The 22,801-nt window shown below is 71.2% G+C and carries 23 protein-coding genes, 2 pseudogenes and 1 riboswitch; of the genes and pseudogenes, 15 read left to right on the top strand and 10 right to left on the bottom strand.

The genetic code is table 11. From position 1 onward, the window contains the following. The first annotated feature begins 177 nt into the window (after window positions 1-177). Complete coding sequence (locus AB0E88_RS12080; protein WP_361627973.1) at window positions 178-888, top strand: FCD domain-containing protein; 711 nt, start codon at window positions 178-180, stop codon at window positions 886-888. On the opposite strand, the gene AB0E88_RS12075 is transcribed toward AB0E88_RS12080, so the two are convergent. Further along, window positions 885-1,829, bottom strand: a complete 945-nt coding sequence (locus tag AB0E88_RS12075; protein WP_361627970.1) for an AraC family transcriptional regulator — start codon at window positions 1,827-1,829, stop codon at window positions 885-887. The genes AB0E88_RS12080 and AB0E88_RS12075 overlap by 4 nt on opposite strands. Between AB0E88_RS12075 and AB0E88_RS12070 the strand changes: the two are divergent. Continuing rightward, a pseudogene (locus AB0E88_RS12070) lies at window positions 1,828-2,157 on the top strand (hypothetical protein); the annotation flags it as partial. The gene AB0E88_RS12075 and the pseudogene AB0E88_RS12070 sit on opposite strands and share 2 nt — an antisense overlap. 83 nt (window positions 2,158-2,240) lie before the next feature. On the opposite strand, the gene AB0E88_RS12065 reads toward AB0E88_RS12070, so the two are convergent. Next, window positions 2,241-2,465, bottom strand: a complete 225-nt coding sequence (locus AB0E88_RS12065) for a hypothetical protein (protein ID WP_361627967.1) — start codon at window positions 2,463-2,465, stop codon at window positions 2,241-2,243. Between AB0E88_RS12065 and AB0E88_RS12060 the strand changes: the two are divergent. From AB0E88_RS12060 to AB0E88_RS12050, 3 genes and pseudogenes are all read left to right on the top strand, one after another. Continuing rightward, window positions 2,389-2,559: pseudogene (locus tag AB0E88_RS12060) on the top strand (zinc-binding dehydrogenase); the annotation flags it as partial. The gene AB0E88_RS12065 and the pseudogene AB0E88_RS12060 sit on opposite strands and share 77 nt — an antisense overlap. A 148-nt stretch (window positions 2,560-2,707) precedes the next feature. Further along, window positions 2,708-2,926: a zinc-binding dehydrogenase gene (locus AB0E88_RS12055; protein WP_361627964.1), complete on the top strand. Its 219-nt coding sequence runs from the start codon at window positions 2,708-2,710 to the stop codon at window positions 2,924-2,926. 103 nt (window positions 2,927-3,029) lie between these two features. Next, window positions 3,030-3,692, top strand: coding sequence for an NAD(P)-binding domain-containing protein (locus AB0E88_RS12050; RefSeq protein WP_361627961.1), 663 nt, complete (start codon window positions 3,030-3,032; stop codon window positions 3,690-3,692). A 13-nt stretch (window positions 3,693-3,705) separates the two neighbouring features. On the opposite strand, the gene AB0E88_RS12045 is transcribed toward AB0E88_RS12050, so the two are convergent. The 6 genes from AB0E88_RS12045 to gcvT form a co-directional block, all read right to left on the bottom strand. Continuing rightward, window positions 3,706-4,248 (bottom strand): MOSC domain-containing protein, encoded by a 543-nt coding sequence (locus tag AB0E88_RS12045; protein WP_361627958.1) that lies wholly within the window; start codon window positions 4,246-4,248, stop codon window positions 3,706-3,708. Between the two features lie 10 nt (window positions 4,249-4,258). After that, entirely contained in the window at window positions 4,259-4,813 is a 555-nt protein-coding gene (locus tag AB0E88_RS12040; protein WP_361627955.1) for a glycoside hydrolase family 25 protein, read from the bottom strand. Between the two features lie 85 nt (window positions 4,814-4,898). Then, the gene (locus tag AB0E88_RS12035; RefSeq protein ID WP_361627952.1) at window positions 4,899-6,266 is read right to left on the bottom strand and encodes an L-serine ammonia-lyase; all 1,368 of its coding nucleotides are present in this window, start codon (window positions 6,264-6,266) and stop codon (window positions 4,899-4,901) included. 91 nt (window positions 6,267-6,357) lie between these two features. Then, window positions 6,358-7,620: a serine hydroxymethyltransferase gene (gene glyA, locus AB0E88_RS12030; RefSeq protein WP_361627949.1), complete on the bottom strand. Its 1,263-nt coding sequence runs from the start codon at window positions 7,618-7,620 to the stop codon at window positions 6,358-6,360. A gap of 17 nt (window positions 7,621-7,637) precedes the next feature. After that, complete coding sequence (gene gcvH / locus AB0E88_RS12025; protein ID WP_361627946.1) at window positions 7,638-8,015, bottom strand: glycine cleavage system protein GcvH; 378 nt, start codon at window positions 8,013-8,015, stop codon at window positions 7,638-7,640. Between the two features lie 109 nt (window positions 8,016-8,124). After that, entirely contained in the window at window positions 8,125-9,243 is a 1,119-nt protein-coding gene (gene gcvT / locus AB0E88_RS12020; protein ID WP_361627943.1) for a glycine cleavage system aminomethyltransferase GcvT, read from the bottom strand. Window positions 9,244-9,392: 149 nt separating this feature from the next. Continuing rightward, window positions 9,393-9,488, bottom strand: a riboswitch (glycine riboswitch). A gap of 169 nt (window positions 9,489-9,657) precedes the next feature. Here gcvT and AB0E88_RS12015 point away from each other — a divergent pair. From AB0E88_RS12015 to AB0E88_RS11975, 9 genes are all read left to right on the top strand, one after another. Then, entirely contained in the window at window positions 9,658-10,323 is a 666-nt protein-coding gene (locus tag AB0E88_RS12015) for an AAA family ATPase (RefSeq protein WP_361627940.1), read from the top strand. Between the two features lie 57 nt (window positions 10,324-10,380). Then, complete coding sequence (locus tag AB0E88_RS12010; protein ID WP_361627937.1) at window positions 10,381-11,175, top strand: enhanced serine sensitivity protein SseB; 795 nt, start codon at window positions 10,381-10,383, stop codon at window positions 11,173-11,175. A 91-nt stretch (window positions 11,176-11,266) separates the two neighbouring features. After that, entirely contained in the window at window positions 11,267-12,067 is an 801-nt protein-coding gene (locus tag AB0E88_RS12005) for an enhanced serine sensitivity protein SseB C-terminal domain-containing protein (protein WP_361627934.1), read from the top strand. Between the two features lie 320 nt (window positions 12,068-12,387). Continuing rightward, entirely contained in the window at window positions 12,388-13,395 is a 1,008-nt protein-coding gene (locus tag AB0E88_RS12000; RefSeq protein WP_361627931.1) for an ABC transporter permease, read from the top strand. A gap of 73 nt (window positions 13,396-13,468) precedes the next feature. Next, window positions 13,469-15,259 carry an ABC transporter substrate-binding protein gene (locus AB0E88_RS11995; protein WP_361627928.1) on the top strand — a complete coding sequence of 597 codons (1,791 nt, stop codon included), beginning with the start codon at window positions 13,469-13,471 and terminating at the stop codon, window positions 15,257-15,259. 110 nt (window positions 15,260-15,369) lie between these two features. Then, window positions 15,370-16,368, top strand: a complete 999-nt coding sequence (locus AB0E88_RS11990; protein ID WP_361627925.1) for an ABC transporter permease — start codon at window positions 15,370-15,372, stop codon at window positions 16,366-16,368. Further along, window positions 16,365-17,462, top strand: a complete 1,098-nt coding sequence (locus AB0E88_RS11985) for an ABC transporter ATP-binding protein (RefSeq protein WP_361627922.1) — start codon at window positions 16,365-16,367, stop codon at window positions 17,460-17,462. Before AB0E88_RS11990 ends, AB0E88_RS11985 begins: the two co-directional genes overlap by 4 nt. A gap of 23 nt (window positions 17,463-17,485) precedes the next feature. Further along, window positions 17,486-18,943, top strand: a complete 1,458-nt coding sequence (locus tag AB0E88_RS11980; RefSeq protein ID WP_361628033.1) for a dipeptide ABC transporter ATP-binding protein — start codon at window positions 17,486-17,488, stop codon at window positions 18,941-18,943. Window positions 18,944-19,006: 63 nt separating this feature from the next. Then, window positions 19,007-19,663 carry a trimeric intracellular cation channel family protein gene (locus AB0E88_RS11975; RefSeq protein ID WP_361627919.1) on the top strand — a complete coding sequence of 219 codons (657 nt, stop codon included), beginning with the start codon at window positions 19,007-19,009 and terminating at the stop codon, window positions 19,661-19,663. A gap of 260 nt (window positions 19,664-19,923) precedes the next feature. On the opposite strand, the gene AB0E88_RS11970 is transcribed toward AB0E88_RS11975, so the two are convergent. Continuing rightward, window positions 19,924-21,159, bottom strand: coding sequence for an alpha/beta hydrolase-fold protein (locus tag AB0E88_RS11970; protein WP_361627916.1), 1,236 nt, complete (start codon window positions 21,157-21,159; stop codon window positions 19,924-19,926). Between the two features lie 153 nt (window positions 21,160-21,312). On the opposite strand from AB0E88_RS11970, the gene AB0E88_RS11965 reads away from it, so the two are divergent. Next, window positions 21,313-22,173, top strand: a complete 861-nt coding sequence (locus tag AB0E88_RS11965) for a thioesterase family protein (protein WP_361627913.1) — start codon at window positions 21,313-21,315, stop codon at window positions 22,171-22,173. On the opposite strand, the gene AB0E88_RS11960 is transcribed toward AB0E88_RS11965, so the two are convergent. Next, window positions 22,160-22,747 (bottom strand): TIGR03086 family metal-binding protein, encoded by a 588-nt coding sequence (locus tag AB0E88_RS11960; protein ID WP_361627910.1) that lies wholly within the window; start codon window positions 22,745-22,747, stop codon window positions 22,160-22,162. The genes AB0E88_RS11965 and AB0E88_RS11960 overlap by 14 nt on opposite strands. Window positions 22,748-22,801: the final 54 nt, after the last annotated feature.

The raw sequence follows: 22,801 nt of genomic DNA, 5'->3' as shown, positions 1-22,801 counted from the left end.
CCCGCGGCGGGGCGCCGGTCGCGTCAGACCCCGCCGCGGCAGCCGAGAAGAAGGAGACCGCACAGCGTCATGACGGGTACGCTAGCCACTGCTCAGCTCCTCAGACAAGTGGAAGCGGCAAACTCCTCAGACAAGTTGGAGACGGTGAACGGTGACCGGAACCACGGGAGGGCCCCGGTGACCCCGGCCGGCCCGCTCCGCCCCAGCCCCCTGGTCGAACAGGCCACACAGCGGCTGCGCGCACAGATCGCCGACGGCACCTGGCCCGTCGGCAGCAAGCTCCCCGGCGAGACCACCCTCGCCAAGGACCTCGGCGTGGGCCGCTCCACCGTGCGTGAGGCACTGCGCGCCCTGGCCGGTGCCGGGCTGGTGAGGCCCCGGCACGGCGCCGGAGTCTTCGTCACCGCCACCGAGCCGGCCGAGGACTGGACCACCCAGCTGCGCCGGGCCGCGGTCACCGACGTCTACGAGGTCCGCACCGCCGTGGAGGTGCACGCCGCCCGGCTGGCCGCCCAGCGCCGCACCGACGAGGACGTCGCCGCGATCCGCAGTGCGCTGGAGGGCCGGCGCGCCGCCGCCGGCGCCGGTGACGAGGTCTTCGTCGACGCCGACATCGCCTTCCACGCGGCGGTGGTCGCCGCCGCGCACAACATCGTCCTGTCCGGACTGTTCGCGCAGTTCACCCCCGTCCTGCGCAAGGGCCTGACCGAGCTCCTCACCCTGAGCGGCCTGCGCCACGACGATCCGAACACCGCGGACGACGCCCATGAGGCGATCGCGCGGGCCATCGCCGAGGGGGACGCGGAGACGGCGGTGGCGGTGGTCACGAAGGAACTGGAGAACCCCTTCCCGCCCCCCTCCTCACCGGCCGCCCGGGACGCCCGCTAGGACGCCTGACTGCGGTGGGCCCCCGGTTGCTTGCGGTACTGCCCCGGCGCCACCCCGTACTCCCGCTTGAACGCCTTGGCGAAGGCGAACTCCGAGGTGTAGCCGGCCCGTTGGGCGACCTGGCGCAACGGGAGGTCCTCCGCCCGCAGCAGCCGGCCCGCCGTCGTCATCCGCCACCACGTCAGATACGCGAGTGGTGGCGTGCCGACCAGCGCCGTGAACCGGCGTGCGAACGCGGCCCGCGAGAGCCCGCCCCGCGCGCCCAGTTCCTCCACCGTCCAGGGGCGGGCCGGGTCGGCGTGCAGGGCGTGCAGCGCCGCCGAGACGGCCGGGTCGCTCAGCGCGGCCGCCCAGCCGCCCCGTTGCCCGGCGTCCCGCGGCTCGCGCTCCCACCAGGCGCGCAGGATGTACAGCAGCAGCGTGTCCAGCAGCGAGGTGATGATGGTGTCCGAGCCGGGCCGGCACTGCGCCAGCTCCTGTCCGAGCAGCTCCACCGCCGCCCGCAGCGACCCGTGCACCCCGACGCGTGCGGGCAGATGCACCACCTCCGGCAGCTCGGTGAGCAGCGGGTGGGCGCGGCTGCGGTCCAGCAGATAGGCCCCGCACAGCATCAGGGTGTCAGGCTCGGGCGCTTCCGGCGGCGGGGGCGGCGGGTCGGGCCAGCGGCCGTCCGCACCGAGAGCGACGTCCTCCAGGGGTACGTCCAGCGCGCTCGCCAGCGCGTGTCCGCGTCCGTGGGCGAGGAAGACGACGTCCCCCGGCCCGAGCGCCACGGGTTCCCCCTGCGCCGGCAGCAGCCACGCCGACCCGCGCAGCACCACGTGGAATCCGGCCCCGTCCGTGGCCTGGAAGCGGGTCCCCCAGGGGCCGTACTTGTGGCGCAGACCGGAGTGCGGCCGCCCGGTGCGCATCGCGGCGACGGCGTCGCTGAGTACGTCCATGCCCCGCACCGTAGCGCCCGACGGCCGCGGGCGAGACGTACGGACAGAAAACCGAGACAGACGGGCATGGATCGTCTCGCCGTGCGGCCGTAGCGTCGACGGCATGCCAACTCCCGCACACAGTGTGCTCTTTCACGCCACCGGCGGTCCCGACGTCCTCGTCGTCGAGGAGACCGAACTGCCCGACCCCGGCCCCGGCGAGGTCCTCGTCCGCGTCGGAGCCGTCGCCCTCAACCGCGCCGAGGCCCTCCTGCGCTCGGGCGGCTACTTCTACCAGCCCACCCTGCCCGCCGCCCGCAACGGTTACGAGGCCGCCGGCACCGTCGAGGCGGTCGGCGAGGGCGTCACCGCCTTCACGCCCGGCGACCCGGTGCTGGCCGCGGCCAACTTCCGGCTCGACACCCACGGTGTCTACGGCGACCGCGTCCTGATGCCGGAGCACACCCTCGTGCCGCGCCCGGACGGCGTCGACGAGGTCACCGCCGCCGCGGCCTGGCTGACGTACACGACGGCGTACGGCGCGCTGGCCGAACGGGCCCGCATGGCGCCCGGCGACCATGTGCTGATCACCGGGGCCTCCAGCGGCGTCGGCACGGCCGCGATCCAGGTCGCCCGGCGGGCCGGCGCGGTGCCCATCGCCACCACCCGCACCGAGGCCAAACGCAAGCGCCTGCTCGACCTGGGCGCCGAACACGTGATCGTCACCGACGACGAGGACGTGGTGAAGGAGACCCGGCGGCTCACCGGCGGCAAGGGCGCCGGGATCGTCCTCGACGCGATCGGCGGCCCCCGGCTTCGCCACCCTCGGCGCGGCGGCCGCCGAGGACGGCTACCTGATCTGCTACGGCTGGCTGGAGGGGCAGCCCACCGTCCTGCCGATGCAGTGGCCCCTCACCGTCCACGGCTACAGCAACTTCACCCTCACCGGGACCGCCGAAGGCCGCCGCCGCGCCGCCCACTACCTGGGCTCCGGCCTCGCCGACGGCACGCTGCGCCCGGTGATCGGCGAGGTCCTCGACGGCCTGGAACGCATCCGGGACGCCCACCGGCTGATGGAGTCCAACCGGCACACCGGCAAGATCGTGGTCCGGATCTGACGCCGTCACCCGTTCGGCGCAGCAGGGGGAATAGCCCGACGCAGGCCCTGGTTGTCGCCCCGAAACCGGAGCATGCGCAGGCATCGAACCGAAGGGCTGAGCCATGAAGATCGGCATCATCGGCGCGGGCAACATCGGAGGCAACCTGACCCGGCGGCTCACCGCCCTCGGGCACGACGTGTCCGTCGCCAACTCCCGCGGCCCGCAGACACTCACCGAGCTGGCCGAGGAGACCGGGGCGACGCCGGTGCGGGTGGAGGAGGCCGCACGGGACGCGGAGGTCGTCATCGTCACGGTCCCGCTCAAGCGGGTGCCGGACCTGCCGAAAGGGCTGTTCGACGAGGCCGCCGAGGGGGTCGCGGTCGTCGACACCGGCAACTACTACCCGCAGCAGCGTGACGGCCGGATCGCGGCGATCGAGGACGAGGGCGTGACGGAGAGCCGCTGGACCGAGCGGCAGCTCGGCCACCCGGTGATCAAGGCCTTCAACGCCACCTTTGCCCAGGACCTCCTTGAACGGCCGCGGCCGGCGGGCGACCCCGACCGCATGGCGCTGTCGGTCGCCGGGGACGACGCGGCGGCCAAGGCGAAGGTGAGGGCCCTGATCGAGGAGATGGGCTTCGACACCGTCGACACCGGCGGCCTCGACGACTCCTGGCGCCAGCAGCCCGGCACCCCGGTCTACGGCATGCGCGGCGACGTCGAGGCGGTGACGAGGGCGCTGGAGGCGGCGACCCCGGAACGGCCGGCGGACTTCCGCGGCTGAGCCCGGCTTCCGCTCAGACCAGCTTCAGGGGCCGGTGCGGCCCGTCCGGCAGCTCGATCCCGACGCTGTCCCCGGGCCGCACCACACCCCCGGCGACGACGACGCCCATGATCCCGGACCTGAAGCGCGGCCGCCCGTCGGGACCCCGGCCGGCGACCTCCTTCAGCAGCCCCCGGCGAAAGCCGTCGATCTGCGCACACGGATTGCGCAGCCCGGTCACCTCGACGACCGCCTCGTCCCCCAGCAGCAGCCGCGCCCCCGTGGGCAGGGCGAGCAGATCGATGCCCCGGGTGGTGACGTTCTCCCCGAGCTGCCCGGCCGCCACCTCGAACCCGGCCGCCCGCAGCTCCTCGAACAGTTCCTCGTGCATCAGGTGCACCTGCCGCAGATTCGGCTGCGAGGGGTCCTTCGCCATCCGGAACCGGTGCTTCACCGTGGCGCCGCCGTGCACGTCCCCCTCCACCCCGAACCCGGCGAGCAACCGCACACTCGGACGGTTGGGCTTGGAGAACGCGTACACGCCGTTGCTGCTGACCGCGGTGATGGTGCCGTCCATGGTGGTCTCCTCAGGGTGTGGCCCAGTCACGCAGCGCCGCACGGCTGGTGAAGTTCGCCACGTCCTTGTCGTGCGGGTCGTCGGTGTACTGGTGGAAGCGCCACGCCGCCTTGATGCGCGGCTTGCCGGCGGTGCCGTAGTCGGCGATCCAGAGGCCGTCGCCGGCGTAGGACGTCGTGTCGACGTTCAGCCAGAAGTCGCGGGAGCAGTAGAGCACCACCCGGTTGTGCGGGCGCTTCTCCTTCACGAGCCGCAGGAAGCGGTCCTTCTCCGCGTTGCTCGCGTGGGTGCCCTCGCCCGTCGTCTCCCAGTCGACCGCGAGGATGTCGCCGGGCTTCTCCGGGGCCTTGCTCAGGAAGTACTCGGCCTGGGCCGTGAGGTTGCCCGGCCACAGGAAGTGGTAGAAGCCGACGACCAGGCCGGCGTCGCGTCCGTGCTTGGTCTGGGCGGCGAGGTGGGGGTTGACGTACGAACGCCCCTCCGTCGCCTTGATGAAGACGAAGGAGAGGCCGTCCGTGCCGTAGGCGGAGGACTGGTAGGCGCTCACGTCGATGCCGCGCAGCATGGGGGCTCCCGACAGGTGTGGGGGGACGGGAGGAGTTGATGCCCCTAATCGGCACCCGCTCAACCGCCTGAGCGGAAGCGCTCGTTCAGCACTCGATGATGTTCACCGCGAGACCGCCGCGGGCCGTCTCCTTGTACTTCACGCTCATGTCCGCGCCCGTGTCCTTCATGGTCTTGATGACCTTGTCCAGGGACACCTTGTGCGAGCCGTCGCCGCGCAGCGCCATCCGCGCGGCGGTGACCGCCTTGACCGCGGCCATGCCGTTGCGCTCGATGCACGGGATCTGCACCAGACCGCCGACCGGGTCGCAGGTCAGACCCAGGTTGTGCTCCATGCCGATCTCGGCGGCGTTCTCCACCTGCTCCGGCGATCCGCCCATGACCTCGGCGAGCGCGCCCGCCGCCATCGAGCAGGCCGAGCCGACCTCGCCCTGGCAGCCGACCTCGGCGCCGGAGATCGAGGCGTTCTCCTTGAAGAGCATGCCGATCGCGCCCGCGGCCAGCAGGAAGCGGACCACGCCGTCCTCGTCGGCGCCCGGCACGAAGTTGATGTAGTAGTGCAGGACCGCCGGGATGATGCCGGCCGCGCCGTTGGTCGGGGCGGTCACGACCCGGCCGCCGGCCGCGTTCTCCTCGTTCACGGCCATCGCGTAGAGCGTGATCCACTCCATCGCGAGCGCCTTCGCGTCACCCTCGGAACGCAGCTTGCGGGCCGTGGTCGCCGCCCGGCGGCGCACCTTCAGGCCGCCCGGCAGGATGCCCTCACGGGACATGCCGCGCTCCACGCACTCCCGCATCACCCGCCAGATCTCCAGCAGCCCGGCGCGGATCTCGTCCTCGGTGCGCCAGGCCCGCTCGTTCTCCAGCATCAGGGAGGAGATCGACAGGCCGGTCTCCTTGGTCAGGCGCAGCAGCTCGTCGCCGGTGCGGAAGGGGTACTTCAGCACCGTGTCGTCCAGCTTGATCCGGTCCGCCCCGACCGCGTCCTCGTCGACGACGAACCCGCCGCCGACCGAGTAGTACGTCTTCGACATCAGCTCCGCGCCGGCCGCGTCGTGGGCCCGGATCGTCATGCCGTTGGCGTGGTACGGCAGGGCCTTGCGGCGGTGCAGGACCAGGTCGTCGTCGAAGGAGAAGGCGATCTCGTGCTCGCCGAGCAGGTTCAGCCGGCCGGCCGACTTGATCGCCTCGACCCGCTCGTCGGCCGTCTCGACGTCCACCGTGCGCGGGGAGTCGCCCTCCAGGCCGAGCAGGACGGCCTTCGGGGTGCCGTGGCCGTGTCCGGTCGCGCCGAGGGAGCCGTACAGCTCGCAGCGTACGGAGGCGACCTTGCCGAGCACGTCCTCGTTGCGCAGACGGCGGGCGAACATGCGGGCCGCGCGCATCGGGCCCACCGTGTGGGAGCTGGACGGGCCGATGCCGATCGAGAACAGGTCGAAGACCGAGATGGCCACGGGGTAACTCCTCAGAACGGGGGTGGTGCGGGGGTGCGGGCGCCGCGCACACCGGTACTCCCAGTGTGCGCGGTGCCCCGCGGAGCGTTGCTTACTTGTTCAGACCCGGGTAGAGCGGGTGCTTCTCCACCAGCGCGCGAACCCGGCCCTTGAGCGCCTCGGCGTCGTAGGACGGCTTCAGCGCCTCGGCGATCACGTCCGCGACCTCGGCGAAGTCCTCGGCCGTGAAGCCGCGGGTCGCCAGGGCCGGCGTACCGATGCGCAGGCCCGAGGTGACCATCGGCGGGCGCGGGTCGTTCGGGACCGCGTTGCGGTTGACCGTGATGCCCACCTCGTGGAGGCGGTCCTCGGCCTGCTGACCGTCCAGCTCGGACTCGCGCAGGTCGACCAGGACCAGATGCACGTCGGTGCCGCCGGTCAGGACGTTCACCCCGGCCTCACGGGCATCCGGCGAGGTCAGCCGCTCGGCGAGGATGCGCGCGCCCTCCAGCGTACGACGCTGGCGCTCCTTGAAGTCCTCGGAGGCCGCCAGCTTGAAGGAGACCGCCTTGGCCGCGATCACGTGCTCCAGGGGGCCGCCCTGGAAGCCCGGGAAGACGGAGGAGTTCAGCTTCTTGGCGAAGTCCTGCTTGGCGAGGATGATGCCGCCGCGCGGGCCGCCGAGCGTCTTGTGCGTGGTGGACGTCACGACGTCCGCGAACGGCACCGGGTTCGGGTGCAGCCCGGCCGCGACCAGACCGGCGAAGTGCGCCATGTCGACCCACAGGTACGCCTCGACCTCGTCGGCGATGCGGCGGAAGGCGGCGAAGTCGAGCTGACGCGGGTACGCCGACCAGCCGGCGATGATCACCTTGGGGCGGTGCTCCTTGGCGAGCCGCTCGACCTCGGCCATGTCGACCAGGCCGTCGTCGTCGACGTGGTAGGGGACGACGTTGAACTGCTTGCCGGAGAAGTTCAGCCGCATCCCGTGGGTGAGGTGGCCGCCGTGCGCCAGGTTCAGGCCCAGGATGGTGTCGCCGGGCTGGGCCAGCGCGAACAGCGCGGCCTGGTTGGCGGAGGCACCCGAGTGGGGCTGCACGTTGGCGTACTCGGCGCCGAACAGCTCCTTGACCCGGTCGATCGCGATCTGCTCGGTGACGTCGACGTGCTCGCAGCCGCCGTAGTAGCGGCGGCCCGGGTAGCCCTCGGCGTACTTGTTGGTGAGCACCGAGCCCTGGGCCTCGAGGACCGCCACGGGGGCGAAGTTCTCGGAGGCGATCATCTCCAGGGTGGACTGCTGGCGGTCCAGCTCGGCGTCGACCGCGGCGGCCACGTCCGGGTCGAGCTCGTGCAGGGGCGTGTTCAGAAGCGACATGGGATTCCTGCGACCTCTCAGCCGGCGATGAAGGCGTCGTACTCGGCGGCGGAGAGCAGGTCGTCCGGCTCGCCCGTGACACGTACCTTGAACAGCCAGCCGCCCTCGAAGGGGGCCGAGTTCACCAGCGACGGGTCGTTGACGACGTCCTCGTTGACCTCGGTGATCTCACCGTTGACGGGGGAGTACAGCTCCGAGACGGACTTGGTCGACTCCAGCTCGCCGCAGGACTCGCCCGCGGTCACCGTGTCGCCGACCTCCGGGAGCTGGACGAACACGACGTCACCGAGCGCGTTGGCCGCGTGCTCCGTGATGCCGACCGTCGAGACGCCGTCCTCGGCGCCCGACAGCCACTCGTGCTCCTTGCTGTAGCGCAGCTGCTGGGGGTTGCTCATGGCCTGAATTCTCCTGTACGCGGGTCTGTGCTGATGAATGGGGGACTGCGAAGACGCGCGTGACCAGGGGCGATGTGCCCCATGTCACGTCGGAGGGCTTACGACAGTGTCACTTCTGCCGCTTGTAGAACGGCAGCGCCACGACCGCGTACGGCTCATGGGTACCGCGGATGTCCACGCCGACACCCGGCGTGCCCGGCGCCGCGTGCGCCGCGTCCACGTAGGCCATGGCGATCGGCTTGCCCAGCGTGGGGGAAGGGGCGCCCGAGGTCACCTCGCCGACGACCGTGCCGTCCGCGACGACCTGGAAGCCGGCGCGCGGGACCCGGCGGCCCTCGGCGACCAGGCCGACCAGGACGCGCGGCGGGGCGGACTCGGCGCGCTCGGCGGCGGCGGCGAGCGCCTCGCGCCCGACGAAGTCGCCCTCCTTCTCGAACTTGACCACCCGGCCCAGCCCGGCGTCGAAGGGGGTCAGGGCGGCGGTCAGCTCGTGCCCGTACAGCGGCATGCCCGCCTCCAGGCGCAGCGTGTCCCGGCAGGACAGGCCGCACGGGACCAGGCCCACGCCCTCGCCGGCCTTGGTCAGCGCCTGCCACAGCTCGACGGCGTGCTCCGGCTTCACGAACAGCTCGAAGCCGTCCTCGCCGGTGTACCCGGTGCGCGCGATCAGCGCGGGCACCCCGGCCACGGTGCCGGGCAGTCCGGCGTAGTACTTCAGCCCGTCCAGGTCGGCGTCGGTGAGGCTGCCCAGGATCCCGGGCGACTCGGGGCCCTGCACGGCGAGCAGCGCGTAGGCGTCGCGGTCGTCGCGCACCTCGGCGTCGAAGCCCGCGGCGCGCTCGGTCAGCGCGTCGAGGACGACCTGGGCGTTGGAGGCGTTGGCGACGACCATGTACTCGGTCTCGGCGAGCCGGTAGACGATCAGGTCGTCCAGGATGCCGCCGTCGGCCTGGCAGATCATGGTGTAGCGGGCGCGGCCGGTCTTGACCGCCCCGATGTTGCCGACCAGCGCGAAGTCGAGGAGGGCGGCGGCCTGCGGGCCGGTGACGGTGATCTCGCCCATGTGGGAGAGGTCGAAGAGCCCGGCCTTCGTGCGGACGGCGTTGTGTTCGTCGCGCTCGGAGCCGTAGCGCAGCGGCATGTCCCAGCCGGCGAAGTCGGTCATGGTCGCGCCGAGCGAGCGATGCACGGCATCGAGCGCGGTGTGACGGAGTTCGGTACTGCTCATCGGTCGGTCGTCTCCCAGGGGAAGGACAGGGCGAGGAAGTTCCTCCCCATCTGTCATCGGAACCTGAGAGGTTCGCCATGACCGCGCGCGGTCCTGGCTTGCACCTTGGGTGGGGCCACCGGCGAGGGCGGCCCGCTTTTCAGATGTGCCTCGCCCGCGCGGTAACGGGGCCTGAGAGATTCAAGGGAGGGACTTGCTCCTTCGGCGCCCCAGCCTTCGGCTGGGAACTCTCCCGCGCGGATTCAAACGGCCGGTATGCAGTTGGCGGGCTCATCATTGCACGCCGCGCCCGATGACGGCAGGCCGCATCTGTAACCGGGTTGTGGCGGTACGCACACGAAAACACGAGACACCTGGCATTACCTTCTCTTTACCTACGTTGGGCAGGTCTTCACCTGACCCCAGGGGAGGACGATGACGGTGGACAGGATCACGGCGTACGCGACGACCCCGGGCCTCACACTGCCCGCGCAGCCAGGGGTGCCCGCCCTGGAGACACGGCCCGGCCCGGTGGTGCGGGACCTGCGCGAGCGGGCCGGCCGCAGCCCGCACGCCCTGCTCTTCGGCCCGCGCGACCTGGTCGTCGTCACCGGTCTGCCCGGCAGCGGCAAGTCCACGCTCATGCGCCGCGCGGTGCCGGGCCCGCGCGTCGACTCCCAGGACACCCGCGACCGCTACGACGCCCGCCTGCACCGCCTGCTGCCCTACGCGCTCTACCGCCCGCTGGTCCGGCTCGCCCACTACGCCGCCCTGCGCCGCGCCCTGTCGAGCGGCGAGGGCCTCGTCGTCCACGACTGCGGCACCCAGTCCTGGGTGCGCGGCTGGCTGGCCCGCGCGGCCCGCCGCCGCGGCGGCGCCCTGCACCTGCTGCTGCTCGACGTCGACCCGGACACCGCCCTGACCGGCCAGCGCGCACGCGGCCGCGGCGTCTCCCGGTACGCCTTCCAGCGCCACCGCCGCGCCACCACCCGGCTGCTGCGCGCTGTCCAGCGCGGCGACCTGCCGGCCGGCTGCGACGCGGCGGTCCTGCTCGACCGGGACGCGGCGGACGCCCTGCGGCGGATCGCCTTCACCGGCTGAACCACCGTGCGGTTAGCCTTTCAGCCACAGCAGCGGTTCGAAGCAGATGGTGGAGAGATGGACTTCCCTGCCGACCTTCCGGCGGACTTCCCGGCGCAGACGCACCCCCATCCGCACGGCGGATGGCCCGGCAACGAGCTGGAGGAGGTGCTGTCGGCCTCCCTCGGCGTGCCGGGAGCCGGCGGCCGGATCGTGGAGGTGCTCGGCCGCAGCTTCCTGTGGATCCCCCTGCCGAGCGGCGGCGGCCCGCACAGCGGCCCCCTCGACCTGCCCACCACCGAGATCGACGGCCAGGCCTACGTCCCCGTCTTCAGCTCCGAGGAGCAGTTGCGCCAGGTCGCCGGCTCCCACATGTCGTACACCGTCGCGCCCGCCGTGGAGTTCGCGCGCGGGCTGCCCGCGCAGGTCGGCATCGCCGTGAACCCGGGCGGCCTGGTCGGCGTCCCGCTGCCGCCGCAGGCGGTGGCCGAGGTGTGCCGGGCCGGCCGGACCCCGCTGGACGGCCCCGCGAGCGGCGGCCGGGTCCGTCTGTACGAGCCGGACTGGCAGGACGACCCCGTCGCCTTCCTCTCCACGGCCTCCGCCGAGTTCGAGGCGACCGGCACCGTCCTGACGGCCCGCCGCTGCCTCGCCGTGATCGAGACGGCCGACCCGGTGATGTTCGTCGGCGTCGAACTCTCCCAATGGGAGGGCGACCTGCGCAACGCCCCCCTGGACGCCCTGGGCCGGGCCCTCGGCGCCACCCCCGCACCCTGGCCGGTCAACCTGATCCTGCTGGACCTGGCGGGCGACGACCCGGTGGCGGTCTGGCTCAGGGAAAAGGTGCGCCCCTTCTACACCCGGGGAAGCTGACGGCGCCTGGGCTCTCCCCGGTCCTCCCCACGCACCACTTAACCTGGTTTCATAGCTCGGTCGAGGGTGTTGTACGAAAGGGCGATTCGAAGTGAGCGCGAGCGGCACGGCCGCGACCGGCCAGGTCGAGCACATGCTGCGCCAGGTGACGCCCGGGCGGTACGACGCCTACGAGGCGCTGCTTCGCGCGCTCGCCACCCCCGCCACCGGCCAGGTCTGGATGCTGCTGTGGCACGGCCAGGCCGGTTCCCCGGACGCCCAGTACGGCGCGATGGAGGTCGGCGGCCACGGCTACGCCCCCTGCGTCACCTCCGCCCAGGAGTTGAGCGCCAGCGGCTGGAACCGCTCGTACGAGGTGGTCGACGGCCTCGAGGTGGCCCGCGCCCTCTACCCCGACCACCACGGCCTGTGGCTCAACCCGCACGCCCCCGGCGGCGGCGTGGGCATCCCCTGGCTCGACCTGCGCCGCATCGCCACCGGCCTGGACCGCCAGCCTGCCGGCCCGCTGCGCCTGACGGAACCGGCCATCGAGATCCCGCAGTTCTACGCCCTGCTCGCGCAGAACGCGCACCGCACCCCGCCGCTGCGCGCCCTGCGCCGCGCCTGGGTGCAGCCGGCGCTCGGCGCGCCCTACCTCGCCATCGGCCTGGACGTCTACGACACCTCGCCGGCCGCCGTCGACGCCGTACGGGCGATGATGCAGCAGTCCCTCGGCGCGGTGCCGGACGGGCTGCCGGTGTCGACCGTGGCGATGAGCGACGACCACGACCCGGTCGTGCTGTGGATGCGCGCCAACGCGCGTCCGTTCTACGACCGCGAGGCCCACGCGGCCGCCGCGCCCCCGGCGCCGGCGTCCGGCTACGGCTTCCCGCCCGCCCCCGGCCGGTACTGACACCCGCGCGGTTCGCCGCGCCCTCCGGCACTCTTCTGCGCGCGTAGATCACGGCGGATGACCCCGACTGGTCCGAATCCTCCCCACTGGTCCCCGTCCGGCCCGCGCCACCCGCTGTCCGGATAACGGAAGTCCCCAGACCGCATCACGTTTACGCATCCTTTCCTCACCAACTCTGGCAACTGCTCGCCAATGCGTTGAAGACTCCCGCTCCAAGGGGCCCAGTCGCCCCTGTGTACGACTTCGTACGACGGACTGACCATGCCGCCACAGCGGCAAGTGCGGGCCGGCTACCGCCGGTTGAGAGGGGTCCCTGCCAGATGACGGCACCATTGCACGAGCCGACCGCGGAAGCGGCCCCGAGCGCGGCCGAGGAAGCGGCGGTTGCGACCACCGGCGCCAAGGCCGTCCAGGGCCGGTCCCTGGGCCGGATCGCCTGGGAGCGCCTGAAGCGGGACAAGCTCGCCCTCGCGGGCGGCGTCGTCGTGCTGCTCCTCATCGTCGTCGCCCTGCTCGCCCCGGTGATCACCAGCGTGGTGGGCCAGGACCCGAACGACTATCACGAGAACCTGATCGACCCGCTGTTCGGCACCCCCAAGGGGTCGCTGGGCGGCATGAGCGGGGACCACTGGCTGGGCGTCGAGCCCGTCAACGGCCGCGACATCTTCGCCCGCATCCTCTACGGCGCGCAGATCTCCCTGCTGGTCGGCTTCCTGTCCGCGATCGTCGCCGTCGTCCTCGGTACGGTTCTCGGCATCCTGGCGGGCTTCTTCGGCGGCTGGGTCGACTCGCTGATCAGCCGCGTGATGGACGGCCTGCTGGCCTTCCCGCAGCTGCTGTTCACCATCGCGCTGGTCTCCGTCATGCCGAACAACATGCTGGGCCTGTCCGGCACCGGCGTGCGCGTGTTCATGATGGTCGTGGTCATCGGCTTCTTCGGCTGGCCCTACATCGGACGCGTGGTGCGCGGCCAGACACTCTCGCTGCGTGAGCGCGAGTACGTCGAAGCCGCCCGATCGCTGGGCGCCGGGCGGCTGTACATCCTGTTCAAGGAACTGCTGCCCAATCTCGTGGCGCCGATCATCGTCTACACGACGATGATGATCCCCACCAACATCCTCACCGAGGCGGCACTCAGCTTCCTGGGCGTGGGCGTCAAGCCGCCCACGGCCTCCTGGGGCCAGATGCTCTCGAGCGCGATCGACTACTACGACTCGGACCCCATGTACATGGTGGTGCCCGGCGTGGCGATCTTCATCACCGTTCTTGCCTTCAACCTCTTCGGCGACGGCGTGCGTGACGCGCTCGACCCCAAGGGCTCCCGCTGAAGTGCCGTACCCCAAGCGACCCGTGGCAGCACCTGGCACGGGGTCTCTCATCAAAACCGGAGGATCCGAGATCGTGACTACGCAACGCACCTCAGGGCGGCACAAGCAGGCCATGGCCGCCGCCTTCGTGGTCGCCGGGCTGCTGACCACGGCGGCGTGCGGCGGCGGCAGCGACGACGGGGGCTCGAAGTCCGGTGCCGCCGGCTTCGACGCCGCCAACAACAAGGTCGCCCAGGCCTCGCTGGCGAAGAAGGGCGGCACGCTGAGGTTCGGCGCCGCCCAGGACGCCGACTCGTGGGACACCACGCGCGGCTACTACGGCTTCATGTGGAACTTCTCCCGCTACTACAGCCGCCAGCTCGTCACGAACAAGCCGGCCCCGGGCAAGGAAGGCGCCACCCTCACCCCGGACCTCGCCACCGGTCTCGCCAAGGTCACCGACGACGGCAAGACGTACACGTACACGCTGCGCGACGGTCTGACCTGGGAGGACGGCAAGCCGATCACCTCCAAGGACCTCAAGTACGGCATCGAGCGCATCTGGGCGCAGGACGTCCTCTCCGGCGGCCCGACCTACCTGAAGGACGTGCTCGACCCCAAGAACGAGTACAAGGGCCCCTACAAGGACACCTCCGCGGACCACCTGGGCCTGAAGGCGATCGACACGCCGGACGACAAGACCATCGTCTTCCACCTGCCGAAGGCCAACTCGGACTTCGAGGAGATGCTGGCCCTCACCTCGGCCTCCCCGGTCCGCCAGGACATGGACACCAAGTCCAAGTACGGTCTGAAGCCGTTCTCCTCGGGCCCGTACAAGTTCCAGTCGTACAACCCGGGCAAGGACCTCACCCTCGTCCGCAACACCAACTGGAAGCAGGCCTCGGACCCGGTCCGCAAGGCGTACCCGGACAAGATCACCGTCACCTTCTTCTCCAACGCCAACGAGCTGGACCAGCGCCTGATCAACGGCGACCTGGACCTGGACATCAACCAGACGGGCATGTCGCCGCAGGGCCGCCAGACGGCGCTCAAGCAGCACAAGGCCAACCTGGACAACCCGACGTCCGGTTACATCCGTTACGCGGTCTTCCCGCAGAGCGTGAAGCCGTTCGACAACATCCACTGCCGCCTCGCCGTGATCTACGGCGCCGACCACGTCTCCCTGCAGACCGCGCGCGGCGGCCCCCTGGCCGGCGGTGACATCGGCACCAACATGCTCCCGCCGTCCGTCGCGGGTGGCGAGGGCCAGAAGTACGACCCGTACCAGCTCGCCGGCGCCAACAAGAACGGCAACGCCGCCAAGGCCAAGGAAGAGCTGAAGGCCTGCGGTCAGCCGAACGGCTTCAAGACCACCATCGCCGTGCGCAACAACAAGCCGGTCGAGGTGGCCACCGCCCAGTCCCTGCAGGCGTCGCTGAAGAAGGTCGGCATCAACGTCGACATCGACCAGTACGACGGCTCGCAGACCACCGGCATCATCGGCAGCCCCTCGAACGTGCAGAAGAAGGGCTACGGCATCATCATCATGGGCTGGGGCCCGGACTTCCCGTCCGTGCAGGGCTACGGTCTGCCGCTGTGGGACAGCAAGTACATCCAGCAGAGCGGTAACAACAACTACGCCCTGATCAAGGACAAGACGATCGACGGGCTGTTCGACAGCTACGTGAACACGCTGGACGACGCCGGCAAGGCCAAGATCGCCACGGAGATCAACCACAAGGTGATGGAGGGCGGCTACTACCTGCCCTTCGTCTTCGAGAAGTTCATCAACTGGCGCGGCGACAACCTGGCGAACGTCTACACCACCGACGGCTACAGCGGTACGTACGACTTCGTCAACCTCGGTCTGAAGAACCCGAAGTAAACCCGGCACACCCGCCGTACGGCACGAAAGGCAGGTGAAGGCCGGCGCGGCGTGACCGCGGGCCCCCGGACGACCTCCGGGGCCCGCGGTCCCGCGGCGGGCCGTAAGCTGTGCTCGCTTACCTCATCAGGCGGTTGTTCGCCGCCGCAGTGATGCTCGTGGTCATCATCCTGGCCGTGTTCTGCATCTTCTTCCTGATCCCCAAGTGGGCGGGCGTCGACGTCGCCCTGAGCTTCGTGGGCAAGCAGGCCGACCCGGCGGCCGTGGAGGGCGTGCGGGAGAAGCTCGGCCTCGGCGACCCGATCTACCTCCAGGTCTGGGACTTCTTCAAGGGCATCTTCGTCGGCCGCACCTACTCCGGCGGCGGCGACGTGATCCACTGCTCCGCGCCGTGCTTCGGCTACTCCTTCCGCAGCGAGCAGGCCATCTGGCCGGTCCTCACCGACCGCTTCCCGGTCACCCTGCAGCTCGCGATCGGCGCGGCCGTGCTGTGGCTGGTCTTCGGCATCGCGGCCGGTGTGCTCTCCGCGCTCAAGCGGGGCAGCCTGTGGGACCGCGGCGCCATGGTCGTCGCCCTCGCGGGTGTGTCCCTGCCGATCTACTTCACCGGTCTGCTCAGCCTGGCGATCTTCGCCTTCGGTCTCCACTGGGTCGACGCCAAGTACGTGCCCCTCAGCGAGAGTTTCACCGGCTGGCTCGACGGCATGATCCTGCCCTGGATCACCCTGGCCTTCCTGTACGCCGCCATGTACGCCCGCATCACCCGCGCCACCATGCTGGAGGTGCTGGGCGAGGACTACATCCGCACCGCCCGCGCCAAGGGCCTCGGTGAGCCGGCCGTCATCGGCAAGCACGCCATGCGCTCCACGATGACCCCCATCCTGACCATGCTCGGCATGGACCTCGGCGCCCTCATCGGCGGCGCGATCCTCACCGAGTCCACGTTCAACCTGCCCGGCCTCGGGCGGGCCGTACTCGACGCGATCCGCAACGTCGACCTGCCGATCATCCTCGGAGTCGTCCTGATCACGTCCCTCGCGGTGCTGATCGCCAACCTCGTGGTGGACGTCCTGTACGCCGTGATCGACCCCCGAGTGAGGCTGTCATGACCGAACTGAGCAAGACCGGGGCCGCCGTGGGTGAGCCCACCCCCGCCTCGGCGCCGCCGTCGGCCTTCCTCGAAGTGCGCGACCTGAAGGTGCACTTCCCGACCGACGACGGCCTGGTCAAGTCCGTGGACGGGCTCACCTTCCAGCTGGAGAAGGGCAAGACCCTCGGCATCGTCGGCGAGTCGGGCTCCGGCAAGTCGGTGACCTCGCTCGGCATCATGGGCCTGCACACCGCCGGCCAGTACGGCAAGCGCAAGGCGCAGATCTCGGGCGAGATCTGGCTGGACGGCACCGAGCTGCTCTCCGCCGACCCCGACCACGTGCGCAAGCTGCGGGGCCGGCAGATGGCGATGATCTTCCAGGACCCGCTGTCCGCGCTGCACCCGTACTTCACGATCGGTCAGCAGATCGTGGAGGCCTACCGGATCCACCACGACGTCGACAAGAAGACCGCCCGCAAGCGGGCGGTGGAGATGCTCGACCGGGTCGGCATCCCGCAGCCGGACAAGCGCGTCGACAACTACCCGCACGAGTTCTCCGGCGGTATGCGCCAGCGCGCGATGATCGCGATGTCGCTGGTCAACAACCCCGAGCTGCTCATCGCGGACGAGCCGACCACCGCCCTGGACGTGACCGTCCAGGCGCAGATCCTGGACCTGATCCGCGATCTGCAGAAGGAGTTCGGCTCCGCGGTCATCGTCATCACCCACGACCTGGGCGTCGTCGCCGAGCTGGCCGACGACATCCTGGTGATGTACGGCGGCCGCTGCGTCGAGCGCGGGCCCGCCGAGAAGGTGTTCTACGAGCCCCGCCACCCCTACACCTGGGGCCTGCTCGGCTCCATGCCGCGCCTGGACCGCGAGCAGCAGGAGCGCCTGATCCCGGTCAAGGGCTCCCCGCCCTCCCTCATCAACATCCCGTCCGGCTGCGCCTTCAACCCGCGCTGCCCGTACGCCGATGTCCCCAAGGACGACGTCACCCGCACGGTCCGCCCCGAGCTGGCCGAGGTCGGCAGCCGGCACTGGGCCGCCTGCCACATGAGCGCGGAGCAGCGGGAGCGTATCTGGACCGAAGAGATTGCGCCGAAGCTGTGAGCGAGAACTCCAAGGACACGGACGTGACCCTGCCCGCGCAGAGCGACGGCACCGAGACGAGGACCGCGGGCGCGGCCACCCTCACCAAGGACGCCGCCCACGGTGACGTCCTGCTGAAGGTGACCGGGCTGCAGAAGCACTTCCCGATCAAGAAGGGCCTCTTCCAGCGGCAGGTCGGCGCGGTCCACGCGGTCGACGGCATCGACTTCGAGGTGCGCCGCGGCGAGACCCTCGGCGTCGTGGGCGAGTCGGGCTGCGGCAAGTCGACCATGGGCCGGCTGATCACCCGGCTGCTCGAACCGACCGGTGGAAAGGTCGAGTTCGAGGGCAAGGACATCACGCACCTCGGGGTGACGGGCATGCGCCCGATGCGCCGCGACGTGCAGATGATCTTCCAGGACCCGTACTCGTCGCTGAACCCGCGCCACACCATCGGCACCATCGTCGGCGCCCCCTTCCGGCTCCAGGGCGTCACGCCCGAGGGCGGCATCAAGAAGGAGGTGCAGCGGCTGCTGTCGGTGGTCGGGCTCAACCCCGAGCACTACAACCGCTACCCGCACGAGTTCTCCGGCGGCCAGCGCCAGCGCATCGGCATCGCCCGCGCGCTCGCGCTCAGCCCCAAGCTGGTGGTGGCCGACGAGCCGGTCTCCGCGCTGGACGTGTCGATCCAGGCCCAGGTGGTGAACCTGCTGGACGACCTCCAGCAGGAGCTGGGCCTGACGTACGTGATCATCGCGCACGACCTGTCGGTCGTCCGGCACGTCTCGGACCGGATCGCGGTGATGTACCTCGGCAAGATCGTGGAGCTGGCCGACCGCGAGCAGCTGTACCGGTCGCCGATGCACCCGTACACCAAGGCCCTGATGTCGGCGGTGCCGATCCCGGACCCGCGGCGCAGGAACGCCAAGAGCGAGCGCATCCTGCTCAAGGGCGACGTCCCCTCGCCGATCTCGCCGCCCAGCGGCTGCCGCTTCCACACGCGGTGCTGGAAGGCGACGCAGATCTGCGCGACGACCGAGCCGCCGCTGGCCGAGCTGCGGCCGGGGCAGCGGGTCGCGTGCCACCACCCGGAGAACTTCGAGGACCAGCAGCCGCAGGACACGGTCCTGCTGACCGTCGCCAAGGAGGCGGCGGAGCTGGTGGCCGACGAGGTCCTCGCGGAATCGGCGGAGACGTCGGCGGCGGTGGCGGCGGAGGTGGCGTCGGCGGAGGCTCCGGCGGAGGGCGACGAGCCCGCGTCGGCGGAGGCCGCCCCCGCGAAGACGCCGGGCGCCGGGACCGTGTCGGCGGAAGCCGCTGACGGCGAGGCGTCGGCGGAGGCCCCGGCGGAGGGTGCTGAGTCCGCGTCAGCGGAGGCCGCCCCCGACGAGACACCGGGCGCCGAGTCCGCGTCGGCGGAGGCGCCCGGCGAGGCCGCGTCCGTCGAGGGCTCGGCCGGCGACACCGAGCAGCCGGGCTCCCCGGACGGCTCCAAGAAGTAGCGGCGCGGGGGGCGTGGCCTGGCTTTGCCAGGTGCACGCCCCCCGAGACGTCAGAATGTTCGGGTGATCCCCCAGCTCTTCAGCCCGTCCGTCCAGCACACGCTCGACCTGGTCGGCATCTTCGTCTTCGCCATCTCGGGCGCGCTGCTGGCCGTGCGCAAGAACTTCGACGTCTTCGGCATCGCCGTCCTCGCCGAGGTCACCGCATTGGGCGGTGGGCTGTTCCGGGACCTGATCATCGGCGCGGTGCCCCCGGCCGCGTTCACGGACCTCGGCTACTTCCTCACACCGCTGCTCGCCGCGCTCGTGGTCGTCTTCCTGCATCCGCACGTCGAGCGGATCCAGGCGGCGGTCCTGGTCTTCGACGCCGCCGGCCTCGGCCTGTTCTGCGTCGCCGGGACGACGAAGGCGTACGCCTATGGGCTCGGCCTGACCGCGTCGGCCACTCTCGGCCTCGCGACCGCGGTCGGCGGCGGTGTCCTGCGCGACGTACTCGCCAACGAGGTGCCGTCCCTGCTGCGCTGGGACCGCGACCTGTACGCGGTGCCCGCGATCGTCGGCTCCACCATGGTCGCCCTGTGCATCCGCTACGACGCACTCACCCCGCTGGCCAGCGGCCTGGCCGCGCTGACGGCCTTCGTCCTGCGCCTGCTCGCGATGCGCTTCCACTGGCGAGCCCCCCGAGCCTGGAACCGCCGCTCGACAGTACGCGAGGAGTAACCCACCGCAACCGACCGACCGACGTTCCGGCAGCCCACCCAGGCCACGGAACCGACCGACCAACGTTCCGCCAACCCACCCTGGACACGGAACCGACCGACCGACGTCCCCCCAACCCACCCAGGGGCGCGGGGAACTGCGCGCCCGACCCCGGACGCACCCGCACCCGACGAATCACCTCATCCAGCCCCCCCGAGACCCCCCGGCTCCCCTCCGAAGGCACCCCGGCCGAAACGATCCTTTGCGCAGGCCGCCGGAGGCTACTGCTTGCGACCCGCCGCACCCCCGGAGGGCTCCCCGCTGGCCAGCTCGGCGCGGGTGGAGCCCGCCTTCCGGGTGGCCGGCGGAGCCGACGCGGTGGGGTCCTTCACGCCGTGCTTGCCCATCTGCACCGACAGCCAGCGGAAGATGGTGTCGACCTGCGGCTTCCACAGGGCCATCGTGTGCCCGCCGGCGGTGCGCGGCAGATAGACCACGTGGACGGTCGTGGGCGCCTTGGCCGCCTGCTTCAGGGCCATGGCCGCCTCGTACCCGTCGCGCGGCTGGCCGGAGAGGTACAGGGCGATCTGCGGCGGCACCTTCGCCTTGCGCAGCAGCATGTACGGGTTGTTCGCGTCGCGCAGCGCGCGGGTCTGCGCGGCGAGGGAGTTGCTCTCGCCGATCGGGTCGTTGTACCCGGACAGGCTCACGGCGGCCCGGTAGCGGTCGGGGTGGGCGACGGCCAGCTTGGCCGCGCAGTGCGCCCCGGCGGAGTAGCCGGCGACGGCCCAGCCGCCCGGCGCGGGCTGCGTGCGGAAGTTGTCCGTGACCATCTTGGGCACGTCGACGCTGAGCCAGGTGTCGGCGTTGACCGTGCCGGGGATGTTGGCGCAGCCGGTGTCCACGCCCGCCAGCAGGTTGGTGCGCGGCGCGACCAGGATGAACGGCGCGACCTCCCCGGAGCGCATCAGCGGCAGCAGCTGCTCGTGCGCCTTCATCGACCCGAACCAGGCCTTCGCCGAGCCGGGGTAGCCCGGCAGCACCTCGACGACCGGGAACTTGTAGTGCCGCCAGCCGGGCAGGTGGTACTGCGGCGGCAGCCAGACGTAGACCTCGGCGTCCACCCCGGACACCTGCCCCTTGAGCTGGGTGACCTGCACGCCGCCGGCCTCGCGCATGCCGGGTCCCGTCGCCGGGCTGAACTTCTGCTTGACCTTGGGCAGCTTGTCCAGCGCGATGTTGCCCGTGCCGTTCGCCCCGAGGTCGGCGGCCTGGTGGACGTGGTCGCCGGTGCCGAGCAGGTCGTCCCAGTTGTCGTACAGGTTGTTGGAATTGTTGACCAGGACGAACACCAGGGCGACGGCGGTGCCCTGGGCGAACAACAGCATCAGCAGCCGGGCCGCGGCGCGCAGGGCCTTGGGTCCGCGCAGCCGTGACCACAGGACCAGAGGAACGAGCACGGCCACGACGGCCAGCACGATCAAGAGGTAGAGGAACGGAGTCCCGGTGAGGCTCATATCCCTAGAGAGGGCGATAACGCCCTCAAGGTTTACGGACCGATACGGACACTTACCGTTTAATTGCCGAAGCCTCACCTGGGCGGCGGTGCGGGCGGGGTCACAGGACAGAAAAGCTACCGCTTAGTAGTTACCTGTTGTACCGTTCATGGCATGCCAGAAGCAGCTTCCGCAGCGGCCCCCCGGGCCGTGATCGGCGACAGCGAGTTCGACCGCGACACCGCCGTCACCCGCCGCGCCCCCGGTGTCTACGACATCGACCTCTCGGCCGGCTGGACGATCATCAACGCCGTCAACGGCGGCTATCTGCTGGCCGTCCTCGGCCGCGCCCTGGCCGACGCCCTGCCGCACCCCGACCCGTTCACGGTCTCGGCGCACTACCTCACCGCCTCCCAGCCGGGCCCCGCGGTCATCCGCACCGACGTCGTCCGAGCCGGCCGCACCCTCTCCACGGGTCAGGCGTCCCTCTTCCAGTACGACGACGAGGGCCAGGAGGTCGAGCGGATCCGCGTCCTCGCCTCCTACGGCGACCTGGCCGAGCTGCCCGACGACGTGCGCACCACGGCGAAGCCCCCGGCCATCCCGCCCATGGAGCAGTGCTTCGGTCCCCAGGACAGTCCCGCCCCCATTCCCGGCAGCTCCGCCATCACCGACCGGCTGATGATCAAGCTCGACCCGGCCACCCTGGGCTGGGCGCTCGGGCAGCCCTCCGGCAACGGGGAGATGCGGGCCTGGTTCGGTCTCGCCGACGGCCGCGACGCCGACCCGCTCTCCCTGCTGCTGGCGGTGGACGCCCTGCCGCCCACCGCCTTCGAAATGGGGCTCAAGGGCTGGGTGCCCACGGTCGAGCTGACCGTGCACGTGCGCGCGCGCCCGGCCGCCGGCCCGCTGCGCGTGGCCATCACCACGCGCAACCTCGCCGGCGGCTTCCTGGAGGAGGACGCCGAGGTCTGGGACAGCGCCGACCGGCTGGTCGCCCAGTCCCGGCAGCTGGCCCGGGTCAGGCTCGGCTGAGGGGTTCGCGGCCCAGCCAGGCCGCGAGCCGGGCGTAGGTGCCAGCCCCCTCCGGGGCGGGCCGCACCCGCTCGAACGGCGTGTCCCCGCCGCGGGGCGTCGCGGGCAGCACGCGCTCGGCCGTGGCCAGGGCGAATTCGGCCGGTGCGGCGTCGAGGGGGAGCGGGTGGCCGAGCGCCTCGGACAGGTCCCAGGTGTGGGTGACGATCTCCATCACATACCCCGAGAGCGCCTGCCACCCCGGCACCTCGCCCCACGGGACACGCACCGGCGCGTCCATCCGCTCGTCCGGCTCCCATGCCTTCAGCACCCGCGTGCGGACCTCGTCGTACGCCTCGGGCCAGCCGGCGTCCTCCACCCCCTCGGCGAACGGGTGCACGGCCATGCCGTCGCCGCCCTCGCCGACCACGGCGATCCGCAGCGTGCCGCCGACCATGTGGCTGAGCAGCCGCCGTACGTCGAACTCGGTGCACGGGGTGGGCCCGTCCAGCTGTTCGGGACGGACCGTCCGGATCAGGGCGGCGGCCTGCTCGGTGGCGCGGGTGTAGACGGGACGCGGGTCGATGGCGTTCATCGGGTACCTCTCTCTCGGTCGGTACGCCGAGGTTCGGCCTTTAACCTGACAGTT

The organism is Streptomyces sp. NPDC028635 (genome assembly GCF_040637635.1).
In the GTDB taxonomy this organism is placed as follows: domain Bacteria; phylum Actinomycetota; class Actinomycetes; order Streptomycetales; family Streptomycetaceae; genus Streptomyces.
Note: the sequence above shows the minus strand (reverse complement) of the source record. Positions and strands in the feature narration are given on the sequence as shown.

Coding starts and splice junctions, on each gene's coding strand:
- AB0E88_RS12075 (WP_361627970.1), bottom strand. CDS start 1,829: ATGGACGTACTCAGCGACGCCGTCGCCGCGATGCGCACCGGGCGGCCG.
- AB0E88_RS12065 (WP_361627967.1), bottom strand. CDS start 2,465: ATGGGCACCGCGCCGGCCCGCCGGGCGACCTGGATCGCGGCCGTGCCG.
- AB0E88_RS12055 (WP_361627964.1), top strand. CDS start 2,708: ATGCAGTGGCCCCTCACCGTCCACGGCTACAGCAACTTCACCCTCACC.
- AB0E88_RS12050 (WP_361627961.1), top strand. CDS start 3,030: ATGAAGATCGGCATCATCGGCGCGGGCAACATCGGAGGCAACCTGACC.
- AB0E88_RS12045 (WP_361627958.1), bottom strand. CDS start 4,248: ATGGACGGCACCATCACCGCGGTCAGCAGCAACGGCGTGTACGCGTTC.
- AB0E88_RS12040 (WP_361627955.1), bottom strand. CDS start 4,813: ATGCTGCGCGGCATCGACGTGAGCGCCTACCAGTCCTCCGCCTACGGC.
- glyA (WP_361627949.1), bottom strand. CDS start 7,620: ATGTCGCTTCTGAACACGCCCCTGCACGAGCTCGACCCGGACGTGGCC.
- gcvH (WP_361627946.1), bottom strand. CDS start 8,015: ATGAGCAACCCCCAGCAGCTGCGCTACAGCAAGGAGCACGAGTGGCTG.
- gcvT (WP_361627943.1), bottom strand. CDS start 9,243: ATGAGCAGTACCGAACTCCGTCACACCGCGCTCGATGCCGTGCATCGC.
- AB0E88_RS12015 (WP_361627940.1), top strand. CDS start 9,658: ATGACGGTGGACAGGATCACGGCGTACGCGACGACCCCGGGCCTCACA.
- AB0E88_RS12010 (WP_361627937.1), top strand. CDS start 10,381: ATGGACTTCCCTGCCGACCTTCCGGCGGACTTCCCGGCGCAGACGCAC.
- AB0E88_RS12000 (WP_361627931.1), top strand. CDS start 12,388: ATGACGGCACCATTGCACGAGCCGACCGCGGAAGCGGCCCCGAGCGCG.
- AB0E88_RS11985 (WP_361627922.1), top strand. CDS start 16,365: ATGACCGAACTGAGCAAGACCGGGGCCGCCGTGGGTGAGCCCACCCCC.
- AB0E88_RS11970 (WP_361627916.1), bottom strand. CDS start 21,159: ATGAGCCTCACCGGGACTCCGTTCCTCTACCTCTTGATCGTGCTGGCC.
- AB0E88_RS11965 (WP_361627913.1), top strand. CDS start 21,313: ATGCCAGAAGCAGCTTCCGCAGCGGCCCCCCGGGCCGTGATCGGCGAC.
- AB0E88_RS11960 (WP_361627910.1), bottom strand. CDS start 22,747: ATGAACGCCATCGACCCGCGTCCCGTCTACACCCGCGCCACCGAGCAG.